Annotated in this window: 13 protein-coding genes and 1 pseudogene; 10 read left to right on the plus strand and 4 right to left on the minus strand. The window is 70.5% G+C overall.

Annotated features, from left to right (window positions below; all coding sequences use genetic code 11):
- Positions 1-318 (plus strand): annotated as a pseudogene (locus AC2VOK_RS16775) (Rieske 2Fe-2S domain-containing protein); the annotation flags it as partial.
- Between the two features lie 6 nt (positions 319-324).
- Positions 325-1,413, plus strand: a complete 1,089-nt coding sequence (locus AC2VOK_RS16780) for an NAD(P)H-dependent amine dehydrogenase family protein (protein ID WP_428901491.1) — start codon at positions 325-327, stop codon at positions 1,411-1,413.
- A 7-nt stretch (positions 1,414-1,420) separates the two neighbouring features.
- Here AC2VOK_RS16780 and AC2VOK_RS16785 read toward each other — a convergent pair whose 3' ends face one another.
- Positions 1,421-2,788, minus strand: a complete 1,368-nt coding sequence (locus tag AC2VOK_RS16785; RefSeq protein ID WP_428901492.1) for an HNH endonuclease signature motif containing protein — start codon at positions 2,786-2,788, stop codon at positions 1,421-1,423.
- Positions 2,789-2,901: 113 nt separating this feature from the next.
- Between AC2VOK_RS16785 and dapB the strand changes: the two genes are divergently transcribed.
- From dapB to AC2VOK_RS16800, 3 genes are read left to right on the plus strand one after another with little or no spacing between them, the layout of a single operon-like run.
- Positions 2,902-3,636 carry a 4-hydroxy-tetrahydrodipicolinate reductase gene (dapB, locus tag AC2VOK_RS16790; protein ID WP_428901493.1) on the plus strand — a complete coding sequence of 245 codons (735 nt, stop codon included), beginning with the start codon at positions 2,902-2,904 and terminating at the stop codon, positions 3,634-3,636.
- Positions 3,633-4,109 carry a hypothetical protein gene (locus tag AC2VOK_RS16795; protein WP_428901494.1) on the plus strand — a complete coding sequence of 159 codons (477 nt, stop codon included), beginning with the start codon at positions 3,633-3,635 and terminating at the stop codon, positions 4,107-4,109. The genes dapB and AC2VOK_RS16795 overlap by 4 nt, the downstream gene beginning before the upstream one ends.
- Before the next feature lie 50 nt (positions 4,110-4,159).
- Positions 4,160-4,561, plus strand: coding sequence for a flavodoxin family protein (locus AC2VOK_RS16800; protein WP_428901502.1), 402 nt, complete (start codon positions 4,160-4,162; stop codon positions 4,559-4,561).
- A 65-nt stretch (positions 4,562-4,626) separates the two neighbouring features.
- Here AC2VOK_RS16800 and AC2VOK_RS16805 read toward each other — a convergent pair whose 3' ends face one another.
- Complete coding sequence (locus AC2VOK_RS16805) at positions 4,627-5,475, minus strand: thioesterase family protein (protein WP_428901495.1); 849 nt, start codon at positions 5,473-5,475, stop codon at positions 4,627-4,629.
- Positions 5,476-5,598: 123 nt separating this feature from the next.
- Between AC2VOK_RS16805 and AC2VOK_RS16810 the strand changes: the two genes are divergently transcribed.
- Complete coding sequence (locus AC2VOK_RS16810) at positions 5,599-7,131, plus strand: class I adenylate-forming enzyme family protein (protein ID WP_428901496.1); 1,533 nt, start codon at positions 5,599-5,601, stop codon at positions 7,129-7,131.
- Positions 7,128-10,364 (plus strand): acetyl-CoA carboxylase family protein, encoded by a 3,237-nt coding sequence (locus tag AC2VOK_RS16815; protein WP_428901503.1) that lies wholly within the window; start codon positions 7,128-7,130, stop codon positions 10,362-10,364. Before AC2VOK_RS16810 ends, AC2VOK_RS16815 begins: the two co-directional genes overlap by 4 nt.
- 12 nt (positions 10,365-10,376) lie before the next feature.
- On the opposite strand, the gene AC2VOK_RS16820 is transcribed toward AC2VOK_RS16815, so the two are convergent.
- Positions 10,377-10,706 (minus strand): PE-PGRS family protein, encoded by a 330-nt coding sequence (locus AC2VOK_RS16820; RefSeq protein WP_428901497.1) that lies wholly within the window; start codon positions 10,704-10,706, stop codon positions 10,377-10,379.
- Positions 10,707-10,799: 93 nt separating this feature from the next.
- On the opposite strand from AC2VOK_RS16820, the gene AC2VOK_RS16825 reads away from it, so the two are divergent.
- The 3 genes from AC2VOK_RS16825 to AC2VOK_RS16835 are packed head-to-tail and all read left to right on the plus strand — an operon-like array spanning position 10,800 to position 13,854.
- Positions 10,800-11,582: an SDR family oxidoreductase gene (locus AC2VOK_RS16825; protein ID WP_428901498.1), complete on the plus strand. Its 783-nt coding sequence runs from the start codon at positions 10,800-10,802 to the stop codon at positions 11,580-11,582.
- Positions 11,579-12,760 carry an acyl-CoA dehydrogenase family protein gene (locus AC2VOK_RS16830; RefSeq protein ID WP_428901499.1) on the plus strand — a complete coding sequence of 394 codons (1,182 nt, stop codon included), beginning with the start codon at positions 11,579-11,581 and terminating at the stop codon, positions 12,758-12,760. Before AC2VOK_RS16825 ends, AC2VOK_RS16830 begins: the two co-directional genes overlap by 4 nt.
- Entirely contained in the window at positions 12,757-13,854 is a 1,098-nt protein-coding gene (locus AC2VOK_RS16835) for an acyl-CoA dehydrogenase family protein (protein ID WP_428901500.1), read from the plus strand. The genes AC2VOK_RS16830 and AC2VOK_RS16835 overlap by 4 nt, the downstream gene beginning before the upstream one ends.
- Before the next feature lie 31 nt (positions 13,855-13,885).
- On the opposite strand, the gene AC2VOK_RS16840 is transcribed toward AC2VOK_RS16835, so the two are convergent.
- Positions 13,886-14,472, minus strand: a 587-nt coding sequence (locus AC2VOK_RS16840) for a dienelactone hydrolase family protein (RefSeq protein ID WP_428901501.1), incomplete at its 5' end; no start/stop codon positions are given.

Raw genomic sequence — 14,472 nt, forward strand, 5'->3', positions numbered from 1 at the left:
TTGGGAATCGCGGTGACCAAGAGCTGGGGGATGGTCGACAACCGGACGATCTCGGCGATCACCCCCGTCGACGAGTTCACCTCCGATGTCCGGTTCATGGTCTATATCGGCCGCCCGGGGGCCGGCGCGGGCAAGGATCCGGCGCGAGCCGAGCGGAAGGCGTGCGAATTCGGGCAGGAGGTGATCCGTCAGTTCACCCAGGACATCCAGATCTGGCAGCACCAGCGCTATTCGGATCCGCCGGCGCTGGCCACCGACGAGTACGAGGGCTTCACGGCCATCCGAACGTGGGCCAAGCAGTTCTACCAGGAAGGCTGACGCCGAATGAATGCACCCGCTCGACCGGTCCGCGTGTTCCAGGTGGCCACCGGCAACGTCGGCAAGGAGATGATCAAGCGGCTGCAACACCAGCCGGACCTGGAACTGATTGGCGTACACTGCTATTCGCCGGACAAGGTCGGCCGGGACGTCGGTGAGCTGGCCGGCATCGGGCCCGTCGGGGTGAAGGCGACCGGCAGCATCGAGGAGATCATCGCCGCCCGACCCGACGTGCTGACGTTCCATGGCGTTTTCCCGGACGAAGACCTCTACGTCAGGGTGCTCGAAGCGGGGATCAACGTCGTGACCACAGCGGACTGGATCACCGGGTGGCACCGCGACAGGAACCATCCGCACCCGTCGGGCAGGCCGGTGACCCAGCTTTTGGCGGAGGCCTGCGCGAACGGTGGTGCGACGTTCTACGGCACCGGGATGAACCCGGGCCTGAATCAGATTCTGGGCGTGGTTTGCTCGGCCGATGTGGCAGAGATCGAGAACGTCACCACGATCGAGTCCGTCGACGTCTCGTGTCACCACTCCAAGGACACCTGGATCGAGGTGGGCTATGGCCTGCCGGTGGACGATCCGGAGATTCCGGCGAAGCTGGAGAAGTACACCCGGGTGTTCGCCGACAGCGTGTTGATGATGGCCGACTGCTTCGACCTGCCGCTGGACGAGGTGAAGTTCAGCTACGAGCTGGGCGCGTGCACCAAGGACGTCGACCTGGGCTGGTATACGCTGCCCAAGGGATCGCTGGGCGGCAACTACATCAAGTATCAGGGCATGGTCGGCGGCGTGCCCCGGGTCGAGACGCACCTGGAATGGCAGATGACCCCGCACACTGACCCGAACTGGGACATCAAGGGCTGCTACATCACCCAGATCAAGGGCGACCCCTGCGTCTACAACAAGCACATGATTTTCCCGCGGCCTGGTACGGACCTGTCTGATCCGGACAACTTCGCCTCCATCGGCATGACCGTGACCGGCATGCCCGCGCTGGCGTCGATCACGTCTGTGGTGGCGGCGCGGCCGGGTCTCATCACCAGCGCGGACCTGCCGCTGCGGGGCTTCGCCGGGCGCTTCAAGAGGTAGGCGCATATCAGGGCGCTTCGTCGTCGAAGGAATCCTCGAAGAGGCGTTCCGGATGGTGGTAGTCGTTGGTGCGTGCACCGCGGTCCAGCTGCGGCGGCGGGATCCACTCGGTGCGGCCGTTCGGAAGTTTCCCTGTCCGCCAACCATTGTCGGTCAGCTTGTGGTTGGGCTTGCAGGCGAAGGTGAGCTTGTCGGCATCGGTCGGGCCGCCGGCGGACCACTCGTCGACATGGTGGATCTCGCACCAGTAGCCGGGCACGTCGCAGCCCGGATGGGTGCAGCCGCGATCCTTGGCGTAGAGGACGACGCGCTGGTCGGCTGACGCGATCCGCCGGGTCCGACCCAGATACAGCGGGCGGTCCGAGTGCTCATCGAACACCGCCAGGTAGTGATAGGCGTGGGCGGCCATGCGGATCAGGTCACGCATCGGCAGCATGGTCCCGCCGCCCGTCACCGCCCGGCCCGCGCCCGCGCTCAACTCCTGCAGGGTGGTCGACACGACCACCGCGACCGGTAGGCCCTTGTGTACGCCGAGTTTCGGATCGCCGAGCTTGCCGCGAACCAGGGCGGCCAGCGCGTCGTGCTGGCGCTGGGCGTGGCTACGCCGGTCCCGGCCGGCGGATTCCTCGCTGGGTTCGCCGTTGACGCAGGGAGACTCGTCGTCGGGGTTGCACATCCCCGGGGCGGCGAACTTGGCCAGCCACGCGTCGAGGTGGGCGCGCAGGTCCGGCGAGGCGACCAGCTTGCCGATGCTCATCCCGTCGGGCCGCTGGCCGCACCATGCGAAGCCGCGTTGCCGGGCGCGGTCGGCGTCGGAGAACTTCCCGTCGGGATTGATCCGCAGCGCGCACCGGTGCGCCACCTTCTCCAGTTGGTCGGGCCGCAACTGTGTCGCATGGCGAGCCAGGAACCGCTCGGCCTTGTCCACCGTGTCGACCGGCACGTCCTGCGGCAGGTCGCGGACGAAGCTCTGGATCACCCGCAGGTGCTGCGCGTCGAGCATGCCGTTGCGCCAGGCCTGCGCGGTGGCCGGCAGTTCCGGTGGCAACTCCTGGCCGGTGAGCGTCACGCGCGGGGAGAGTTGTTGGGCGTCGCGGAGCCGGCGTGCGGCCTCGGCGCAGCTGATCCGCAGCCAGTCGGCGACCACTTTGTGCACCGGGCCGCCGACGTCGGCGGGATCCTCCTTGGCCAGCCCCGCGATCACGTCGTGACCCAGCGCCACCTGCCGCCGGCGCGCGGTCTCCATCCGCTCCAGCGCGCGCAACCGGGCCGCGGGGCTGTAGGCGTCGAAGTGCAGCGCACCGAGCGCGGCCAGGGCAGCGTCGAGGCCGTCGAGAGCGGCGGCCAGCTCCGGCGGAACCTCGATCGAATGCATATTCGAATGATATGCGCGCCCGGCCCCGTGCGCGCCGGGCCGATCGGGCGCCTGTGGATGAACACCGGACTGTGGACAAAGCCCCTCGGACCGCCGGTCTAGGCTGGGAAGCCATGCGGGTAGGCGTGCTGGGGGCCAAGGGGAAAGTCGGGTCGACGATGGTCGGGGCCGTGCAGGCGGCCGAGGACCTGACGCTGTCCGCGGAGGTGGACGCCGGCGACCCGCTGAGCCTGCTGACCGACGGGCGCACCGAGGTGGTCATCGACTTCACCCACCCCGACGTGGTGATGGGCAACCTGGAGTTCCTCATCGGCAACGGGATTCACGCCGTCGTCGGTACCACCGGCTTCACCGCCGAGCGCCTGCGACAGGTCGAGTCGTGGCTGGCCGGGACCGCCACGAACGTGCTCATCGCGCCCAACTTCGCGATCGGCGCGGTGCTGTCGATGCAGTTCGCCAAGCAGGCGGCGCGGTTCTTCGAGTCGGCCGAGGTCATCGAGCTGCATCACCCGCACAAGGCCGACGCCCCGTCGGGCACCGCGGCCCGCACCGCCAAGCTGATCGCCGAGGCGCGAAAAGGCTTGCCGCCCAATCCCGATGCCACCAGCACCGGCCTGCCCGGGGCGCGCGGCGCCGACGTCGACGGCATCCCGGTGCACTCGGTGCGGCTGGCCGGCCTGGTCGCCCACCAGGAGGTGCTGTTCGGCACCACGGGCGAGACGCTGACCATCCGTCACGACAGCCTGGACCGGACGTCGTTCGTGCCGGGGGTGTTGCTGGCGGTGCGGCGCATCCCGGAACACGCCGGCCTCACGGTGGGCCTCGAGCCCCTGCTCGACCTGCAATGAAGGCCGCCGCGCGGGCACTGCGCATCCAGGTGCTCATCGCGTTCCTGTGCGTGGCCATGCTGGTGTACTTCGTGCTGCTGGGCCGCGAGGCCGTCGCGCTGATCGGCTCCGGCCGGGCCGCGGCGGCCGGTCTGGGCGCGGCGCTGCTGATCATGCCGCTCATCGGGCTGTGGGCGATGGCGGCCACGCTGCGCGCCGGATTCGCCCACCAGAGACTGGCCCGCCTGATCGACGAGGACGGCATGGAACTCGACACCCGCGGGCTGCCGCGACGCGCGTCGGGCCGGATCGAGCGGAACGCGGCCGACGCGCTGTTCGTCTCCGTGCGCACCGAGGTCCAAACCGCCCCCGACGACTGGCGACGGTGGTACCGGCTGGCCCGGGCCTACGACTACGCGGGGGATCGCCGGCGGGCGCGGGACGCCATGAGGACGGCCGTCCAGATGCACAGAGCACTGCAGGGCCACTCGTGAGCAGGACGCTGCTGATCGTGCACCACACGCCGTCGCCGCATTGCCAGGAGATGTTCGAGGCGGTGGTGGCCGGTGCGACCGACCCTGAGATCGAGGGTGTTGAGGTTATCCGTCGCGCCGCCCTGACCCTCTCCCCGGCCGACATGCTGCGCGCGGACGGCTACCTGCTGGGCACCCCGGCCAATCTGGGCTACATGAGCGGTGCCCTCAAGCACGCGTTCGACGTGTGCTATTACCCCTGCCTTGACGCCACCAGCGGGCGACCGTTCGGACTGTACGTACACGGAAACGAGGGCACCGAGGGCGCCGAGCGCGGCGTCGACGCCATCACCACCGGGCTGGGCTGGGTGAAAGCGGTTGAGAACGTAGTGGTTTCGGGCAAGCCGAGTAGAGATGACCTGGAAGCGTGCTGGAATCTCGGGGCGACGGTCGCCGCTCAGCTGATGGACTGAGCCGGCCAGGACTGAGCCGGCCAGGACTGAGCCGGCCAGGACTGAGCCGGCCAGGACTGACCCGGTCAGGAATGAGCCGGCCAGGAATGTGCCGGCCGGAACGCGTCGGCAGGCTGGGCCAGGGCCAGCGCCGAACTCGTCCCGAGGGGACCGTGCCGGTCGAACAGCGTCGCGCTTCCGGTGGCCACGCCGGCCGCGCCGAAATGGGTGTGTGCGGCCAGGCCGACGTACTCGCCGTCGGGCAGCCGGCTCGCGGTGACGGTGTAGTCGGCGTTGATGTAGCGCAATCCGTCGGTGCCCCAGTGGGTCAGCGAGCTGGTGAAGTCACCGGCGAACGCCAGGCGGCTGAAGGGCGTGAGCGGGTGCCCGTGCACGATCGGGCGAATCAGCCTGGCCCACGCGAACTTCTGCGAGTGCGACTGCTCCCACTCGCCGGCGGCGAGGCCGGGACTGCCCGCCGCGGTGGCGCCGTAGCGCCAGATGTGGAACGGCATTCCCGGTGCAAGGCCGTCGGAACCGGTCGGAAGCGGCGGCATCCGCACCGGGGCGGACCAGACCTGTCCCTCGGGATGCTCGCCCCGCCGCAGGAACAGCGCACTGGCGCGCGCCACCTGCCTGCCGCCCTGCACCAGCGCGGCGTCGACGAGCCGGATGCGCCGGCCCTCCCGCTGCACCGCGACTTCGATCCGCACCGGCTCCAGCAGAACCGGGCGCAACAGGTCGACGGTGAAGCGGGCGGGCTGCAGGTCCGGATCGATACCGGCCCGCTCGATGCCCCAGCCCAGCAGGCCGCCGACGATCTGACCGCCCATGGCGGCGCCCCACGGCCCGCGTGTCAGCGCGCCCGGCAGATAGGAGTCGCCGTCGACAGTGAAGAACGCCTCGGGCATGATGGCGGGATCCTCGATCGTCACCGCTATCACGATAGGGCTAGCACGGTAGGACTATCGCGACAGGACTATCACGACAGGACTATCACGACAGGACTATCACGACAGGACTATCGCGACAGTCCCGGCGGACATTAAGGAGCGGGCATGCCTGCAGTGACCGAGATTCCCCGAATTCACAACCCGTTTGCGACAACGGGCGTCTCGCGCGGCGCAGACGGCATCCCGCGCTACGACCGCCTGCCCGCCACGCTGCTCGACATGCTCGCCGAGCAGGTCGACAACCGGCCCAACAGCGAGGCGGTGGTGGAACTGGGCGGCGAGCGCCTGACCTACCGGCAGCTGTGGCGCCGTGCCGCGCGGGTCGCCGGCGGGCTGCATGCCGACGGTCTGCAACCGGGCGACCGGGTCGCTCTGCGCTACCCCGCCGGGATCGACTGGGTGCTGGCCTTCTGGGGCACCGTGATGGCCGGCGGCATTGCGGTGCCGGTCAATACGCGCTCGGCACCACCCGAAGTCGCGTTCGTGCTGGCCGACTCCGGGGCCCGGATGGAGCTGGCGCCGCAGACGCCGCTGCCTGACGGCGAAGCGTATGTGACGCATCAGTTGCGGCACACCGACACCGCCGCCCTGTTCTACACCTCGGGTACCACCGGTCACCCCAAGGGTGTGCCCACCACGCACGAGGCCTTCCTGACCAACACCGAGAACATGCTGCGAGGTCTCGGCCAACCGCCCGAGCTGGGCGAGGCGCTGCGCACCCTCATCTCGGTGCCGCTGTTCCATGTGACCGGTTGCAATTCGCAGCTTTTGATGGCCGCCCGGGTCGGTGGGGCGGCGGTGATCATGCCCGCCCTCGACCTCGGCGGCTTCCTGGCCGCCCTGCCCGCTGAGCGGATATCCTTCCTGGTCACGGTGCCCGCCATCTACTCGTTGTTGTTGCGGCAAGCCAACTTCGGCACTGCCGACGTTTCTCGGGTTCGGTGGGTGGGCTACGGCGGCGCGCCGATCGCCCCGTCGCTGGTGCAGTCGGTGCAGAACGCGTTCCCGCATGCCACGGTGTTCAACGGCTACGGCATGACCGAGACGGCCTCGCTGATGACCGTGCTGCCCGACGTCGACGCCGTCGAGCACGCCGACTCGGTCGGGTACGCGGTGCCCTCGGTGGACCTCGGGGTGCTCGCCGTCGGCGACGACCCGACGACGGGCGAGTTGGTGGCGCGCGGGGCCAACGTGACCGGCTCCTACTGGAACCGGCCGGAGGCCACCTCCTCGACGATCGTGGACGGCTGGCTGCACACCGGAGACGTGGTGCGCGTCGACGACGCCGGCCGGGTGCACATCGTGGACCGGCTCAAGGACATCATCAACCGGGGCGGGGAGAACGTGTCCAGCATCGAGGTGGAGGCCGTGCTGCTGTCCGCGCCCGGCGTCGCTGACGCCTGCGTGCTGGCGGTTCCCGACGAGGTGATGGGGGAGAAGGTGGGTGCCGTGCTGTTCGGTGGCGGTGACACCGTCGACGTGGCCGCCGTGATCGACCATTGCCGCGACCGGCTCGCGGACTACGAGGTCCCCCAGTACGTGACCGTGGTGGACAGCGCGTTGCCGCGCAACGCCGGCGGCAAGCTGCTCAAGGGCAGGCTGCGCGAGCAGGTGCGGTGGGGCGAACCGTGGCGGTGAGCGCGACTCTGCTGATCGCCAACCGCGGCGAGATCGCGCTCCGGATCGTTCGCACCGCAACGGAACTGGGTATGACGACGGTCGCGGTGTACGCCGAGGACGACGCCGCCGCCCCGCATGTGCATGCGGCCGACGAGGCGATCGGTCTTCCCGGTGCCGGGCCGGCGGCCTATCTCGACCAGCACGCCATCCTCGCGGCGGCCGACCGGTCCGGCGCCGGACTCGTCCATCCCGGGTACGGGTTTCTCAGCGAGAACGCCGAATTCGCACGCGCATGCGTGGCGGCCGGGCGGAGATTCGTGGGTCCCGACGCCACCGTGCTCGAGCTGGTGGGCAACAAGTCGTCGGCCCGTGCCGCCGCCGTCGCCGCAGGGGTGCCGGTGCTGCCGGCCACCGAGGGGCCGAGCAGCGCCGCCGACATCGCAGCCTTCTTCGCGGCGCACGGCGGCGCCGTCATGATCAAGGCGCTGGCCGGCGGGGGCGGCCGCGGAATGCGGAAAGTCACCGGCGCCGACCAGATCGGGGCCGCCTACCGGCAGTGCGCCGCCGAGGCGCAGCGCGGCTTCGGTGACCCGGCGCTGTTCGCCGAGGCCGTGCTCGATGCGGCACGGCACGTGGAGGTGCAGGTCGTCGCCGCGCCGGCCGGTCACCAGACGCACGCGCTCGCGCTGGGCGACCGTGACTGCAGCCTGCAACGGCGCCACCAGAAGCTGATCGAGATCGCCCCCGCCCAGGGACTGCCCGACGCCCTGCGTCGCACTCTGCATCAGGCAGCCGCCCGGTTGTGCGCCCGGGCCGGCCTGCAAGGGCTGGCCACCGTCGAATTCCTGCTCTCCGGTACGCAGTTCTTCTTCCTGGAGGTCAATCCGCGGATTCAGGTGGAGCACACGGTGACCGAGGAGACGACGGGAGTGGACCTGGTCGCCGTTCAGCTGGCCATCGCCGGTGGCGCGTCGTTCTACGAGCTCGGGCTTCCGGCCGGAATTGCCTCCGACGGCGTCGAAATCATCGGCGAGCCGGCGGCGCGCCGGGGCATCGCGATCCAGGCCAGGGTCAACATGGAGACCTTCGCGTCCGACGGCTCCGTCGTGCCCGCGGCGGGCACCCTGTCGGCGTTCACACCGCCCAGCGGGCCGGGCGTGCGTGTCGACACCTACGGCCGACCGGGGCTGGTGGCCGCCCCCCATTACGACTCGCTGCTGGCCAAGGTGGTCGCCCATGTGCGTGGAACGTCCTTTCCGGCCGCGGTGCGCAAGGCGCGGACCGCCCTGGGCGAGTTCGGCATCGAGGGAATCCGCACGAACCTCGGCTTTCTGCGAGAACTGTTGGAGCAGGAAGAGATTGCGTCCGGCTGGGTGACCACGGACTTCCTCGACGACAGGCTCCCCGCGCTCGCGGCCGCGGCGCTGTCGCGGGAGGGCGACGTGCGTGCCGCGGAGGTCGAGTTGTACCCGGGTGAAGAGCCGCTGCGCGCCCAGCTGGCCGGGACCGTCGTCGAGGTGCCGCCCGAGGGCGCCGAGTTCGGGACCGGTGACCAGCTGGTCGTCCTGGAGGCGATGAAGATGCAGCACGTGCTCAGCGCACCCGGCGCGCTGCGCACCGTCCGGGTGCTGGTGGCCCCCGGGCAGGTCGTCGGAACCGGTGACCCGCTGCTGGTGTTCACCCGCACCGGGCGCCGCTCTGACAACGAATCAGTTTCTTCGGCAGTCGATCTCGACAGTCGACGGGCCGACCTCGACGAGGTGCGGCACCGGCATCTGCTCACCCTGGACGAGGGTCGGGAGGCCGCGGTCGCCAAGCGGCACGCGCGCGGCCGCCGCACGGCCCGCGAGAACATCGCCGACCTGGTCGACGCCGGTAGCTTCGTCGAGTACGGCGCGCTGGCCGTCGCCGCGCAGCGCAGCCGGCGCTCCGAGGAGGACTTGATCGCCAACACCGCGGCGGACGGCCTGGTCGCCGGGCTGGCCACCATCGGCGCCGACGAATTCGGGCAGGCGGCCGCCGAGGCCGTCGTGGTGTCCTACGACTACACCGTGCTGGCCGGAACCCAGGGCATGCGCAACCACGCCAAGACCGACCGGGTCTTCGACCTGGCGACGCGCAAACGCGTTCCCGTGGTGCTGTTCGCCGAGGGCGGCGGCGGGCGACCGGGGGACACCGACGTGGGCGGCGCCGCCGGGCTCGACGTGCCCACCTTCCGGATGCTGGCCGGCCTGCGCGGCCGGGTGCCGCTGGTCTCGATCGTGTCGGGTCGCTGTTTCGCCGGCAACGCTGCGCTGGCCGGGGTGTGCGACGTGATCATCGCGACCCCCGATGCCAACATCGGGATGGGCGGGCCGGCGATGATCGAGGGCGGCGGGCTGGGCGTGTACCCGCCGGAGGCGGTCGGCCCGATCGAGGTGCAGCGGCACAACGGCGTGGTGGACCTGGTTGCCCGCGACGAGGCGCACGCGGTGGAGCTGGCCAAGCGCTACCTGTCCTACTTCCAGGGCGCGGTGCGGTGCTGGGAGGCGCCGGACCCGCGGGCGGCCCGGCAGGTGGTGCCGCAGAACCGGCTGCGCGCCTATGACATTCGCCGTGCGATCGAGTCGATCGTCGACGTGGGCTCGGTCCTCGAACTGCGGCCCGACCACGGTGTCGGGGTTGTCACCGCCCTGGTCCGCGTCGAGGGAGTCCCCTACGGGCTGATCGCCAACAGCACCCACCACCTGGGCGGGGCGATCGACGCGCAGGCCGCCGACAAGGTCGGCGACTTCCTGGTCCTGTGCGAGTCGTTCCGGTTGCCGGTGATCTCGCTCTGCGACACCCCGGGGTTCATGGTGGGGCCGGAGGCGGAGAAGGAGGCCACCGTCCGGCGGTTCGGCCGGATGTTTGTCGTCGGCGCGCGGTTGACGGTGCCGGTCGGAATGATCATCCTGCGCAAGGGTTACGGCCTGGGCGCCATGGCGATGGCCGGCGGTTCGTTTCGTGCGCCGCAGTTCACCGTCGCCTGGCCCACCGGGGAGATCGGTGGAATGGGCCTGGAAGGTGCTGTGCGCCTTGGCTTCCGCAAGGAGCTCGATGAGGCCGACCCCGACGAACGGCAGACATTGTTCGACCGTCTGGTCGAGGCGGCCTACCAGCACGGCAAGGCGCTGCGGGCGGCCACCACCTTCGAGCTGGACGACGTGATCGATCCTGCGGACTCCCGGGCCTGGATCACCAGTCTTGTGAAAGGCCTGGCGAAAGGCTGAGGTGCGCGCGGATCAGGCGTGGCCCGAACCGCACCCGACACCCGGCAGGCACCCGTCACCACCCGGGATGCCGCCCGGGCCCGCGAACTGGCCTCCGGAGCCGCAGCCCACGCCTGGTATGCACCCGTGGCCGCCCGGACCGCCGCCGGGACCGCCGTTCTGGCCGCCCCAGCCGCAGTCGCCGTCGGAGTCGCATCCTCCGCCGCCCGGACTGTCCTTGAATGCGGTGGGCGTCGAGCTCGCGGTTACCGTCGCCGAGGTGGCCGCCACATCGCCGGCCGCTGCCGTAGGGGCGGCGACAATGGCGACCGCGACCGCCCCGGACGCCAGCAGCGGTTTCATGAGGGCTAATTTCGCTAACATGCGCATTGGTTACCACATCCACACCTGGACAAAACCCGCCGTGATGCGGCGGCCGGCTGAAGTCACGTCGAAATGAGCTCCCTGGATCTGAGCGGCCGCACCGCGATCATCACCGGGGCGTCCCGGGGAATCGGTTTGGCCATCGCCCAACAACTGGCCGAAGCGGGCGCCAACGTCGTGCTCACCGCACGCAAGCAGGAGGCGGCCGACGAAGCCGCGGCACAGGTGGGGCAGCGGGCGCTGGGCGTCGGCGCCCACGCGGTCGACGAGGACGCCGCGCGGCGCTGCGTGGACCTGGCCATGGAACGCTTCGGCAGCGTCGACATCCTGGTCAACAACGCAGGGACCAACCCGGCATTCGGCCCGTTGATCGACCAGGATCACGCCCGCTTCGCCAAGATCTTCGACGTCAACCTGTGGGCCCCGCTGCTGTGGACGTCGCTGGCCGTGAAGTCCTGGATGGGTGAGCACGGCGGCGCCGTCGTCAACACCGCCTCCATCGGCGGCCTGCACCAGTCGCCGGGCATGGGAATGTACAACGCCACCAAGGCGGCGCTGATCCACGTCACCAAGCAACTGGCACTGGAACTTTCGCCGCGCGTCCGGGTCAACGCGATCTGCCCCGGCGTGGTGCGCACCCGGTTGGCCGAGGCGCTGTGGAAGGACAACGAGGACCCGTTGGCGTCGTCGACGGCCCTGGGCCGGATCGGCGAACCGGTCGACGTGGCCCAAGCGGTCGCGTTCCTGGTCTCCGACGCCGCGAGCTGGATCACCGGCGAGGTGATGGTCATCGACGGCGGTCAGTTGCTCGGCAATGCCGCAGGTTTCCGGGCTCACCCGGGCGGCGGCCAGTGAACACCGCCGACCTGGACGCGCGCGTACAGGCACTGCTCGACGGCCACGACCCGGCGACCACCGCGCCGCGGGAATTCCTCGGCGCGCAGTACGACGCGGGCCTGGCGTGGGTGCACCTGCCGGAAGGCTTGGGCGGGCTCGGCCTGCCGCGCAGTGCCCAGCAACTAGTCGACGCCCGACTGGCCGCCGCCGGTGCGCCGGTCGGGGGGACCCCGAAGAACTTCATCGGGATGGGCATGGCGGCGCCGACCATCGCCGCGTTCGGTACCGACGAGCAGAAGCGAAAGTTCCTGCGGCCGTTGTTCACCGGGGAACAGGTCTACTGCCAGCTGTTCAGCGAGCCCGGCGCCGGGTCGGACCTCGCCGGGGTGGCCACCCGGGCGGTTCGCGACGGTGACGAGTGGATCGTCAACGGGCAGAAGGTGTGGACGTCGATGGCCCAGCACGCGCAGATGGCCATCCTGGTCGCCCGCACCGACCCGACGGTGCCCAAACACGCCGGCCTGACGTACTTCCTGTGCGACATGACCCAGCCCGGTGTCGAGGTCCGTCCACTGCGCCAGATCACCGGTGAGGCGGAGTTCAACGAGGTGTTCCTCACCGACGTCCGGGTGCCCGACGCCAACCGGCTCGGCCCGGAGGGCGGGGGCTGGAAGGTTGCGACGACCACGCTCAACAACGAACGGGTCGCGATCGGTTCGCGCCCCGGCGTTCCGCGGGAGGGTGGGATCATCGGCAAGGTCACCGCGGCCTGGCGCGACGAGCCGGAGCTGCGCAACCCGGCCATGCACGACGAGCTGATGCGGCTGTGGGTCGACGCAGAAGTGCTCCGGCTGTCCGGTGAGCGGCTGGGACAACAGGCCCAGGCCGGTCAGCCCGGACCCGAGGGCGCCGGCATGAAGATCGCGTTCGCCCGCCTCGCCCAGGCCATCTCGGGCTTCGACATCGAACTGCACACCGAGTCCGGGCTGCGCTACGACGACTGGACCATGCGCAGAACCGAAGTCGTCGACCTCTTCGGGCGCGAGCCCGGCTACCGCTACCTGCGGGCCCGCGGCAACTCCATCGAGGGCGGCACGTCGGAGATCCTGCGCAACACCGTCGCCGAGCGGATCCTGGGCCTGCCCGGCGAACACCGCGTCGACAAGGACGTCGCCTGGAAGGACATCCCCCGATGAGCATCGGCGATCTGCTGTACTCCGACACCGAGGAAGCTCTGCGCGACAGCGTCCGCCAGCTGTTCGCCGACCGCTGCCCACCTGAGTCGGTGGCCCGCGCCTACGATCCCGACTCCCCGGACTTCGCGGCGCTCTGGCGGACGCTGGCCGCCGATCTGGGGGTGGCCGGCCTGCTGGTGCCCGAGTCCCTCGGTGGCGCCGGCGCGAGCGCCCGCGAGGCCGCTGTCGTCATGGAAGAGATCGGCCGGGCCGTTGCGCCGGTGCCCTATCTGTCCAGCGCGGTCCTGGCCACGGTCGCACTGCTGCGCGCCGGCGACACCGACACCGTGCCCGCGCTGGCCCGGGGCGAGCTCACCGCGGCGCTGGCGGTGCCGCTGTCCACCGCGCCGGGCGATGTGGTCACGGGAGTCAGCGCGGGCGCCGACGGGCTGACCGGATCGGTCAGCAGCGTCGCCGGGGCCGGGGACGCCGACGTGCTCGTGGTGCCGGTCGCGGGCCGCGAAGGACTGGAACTGCACACCGTCGCACGCGATGCGTCCGGCGTCGAGGTGTCGCCGCTGGTCGCACTGGACATGACCCGACCGCTTGCGGACGTGCATTTTTCGGGCGCTGCCTCGACACCGATCGGGCCGGCGGACGGTGCCGTCGGCGAGGCTCTGCGGACGGCCGCGGCGCTGCTGGCCTCCGAACAACTCGGGGTGGCGCAATGGTGCTTCGACACCACGCTGGCCTATGCCAAGCAGCGCAAGCAGTTCGGCCGCGCGATCGGCTCCTACCAGGCCATCAAGCACCGGCTCGCCGACCTGTGGTTCGAGGTCGGATCCGCCGCGGCCGCGGCCCGCTACGCGGCGGACACCTGCGCCCGCGGCGACGACGACGCCGACATCGCCGCGGCGATCGGGCAGGCCTACTGCAGCGGGATCGCCGTCCACGCCGCCGAGGAGTGCATTCAGTTGCACGGCGGCATCGGGATGACGTGGGAGTATCCCGCCCATCTGTACCTCAAGCGGGCCAAGAGCGACCAGCTGGCGTTGGGCACCGCCTACCGGCACCGAACGCGTCTGGCCGCACTGGTTGATATGCCTTCCGGCTGACGAAACGCCTTTCCTGACCGCGCCGCGGTCGTCACGTGTGCCCCAGCGCCGAGTCGAAGAGGCCCGTCATCGCCGCCCAGTGCCGCTCGTCGGAGGCGGCGTCGTACGGAGGGTTGTCCGGGACCGCGAACCCATGGGCCGCCGGGTAGAACTCGATGGTGTGCGCGACGCCCGCCGCCGTCAGCGCCCTGTCGAGCTGGTCGGCGTGAGCGGGGGTGAACGACGCGTCGTTCTCGGCGCCGCCGACATACACCGCGGCGGTCATCCGGTCGGCCGACAGGTGCGGGCTGTCCGCCGCGTCGGTGACCAGCCCCCCGCCGTGGAACGACGCCGCGGCCGCGACTCGCTGCGGAAGGCGGCCGGCCACGATCACCGACGTACGCCCACCCATGCAGTAGCCGCACACGCCGAATCGGTCGCCGGACACCTCGGGGCGGCCCGCGAGGTACGCGAAGAAGGCGTCGGCGTCGTCGGCCGTCCTGTCCGGGGTGACGCTGCCGATCATCGAAAACAGCCGTTGGCGTTCCCCCGCGTCGCCGAACACGGTGGCCATGTCGAACGGGGCCCAGCCGCCGCTGCGGTAGTACACGTCGGGGAGCAGCACGGCATAGCCGTATC

The sequence above is a fragment of the Mycobacterium sp. TH-M116 genome (assembly GCF_057473685.1).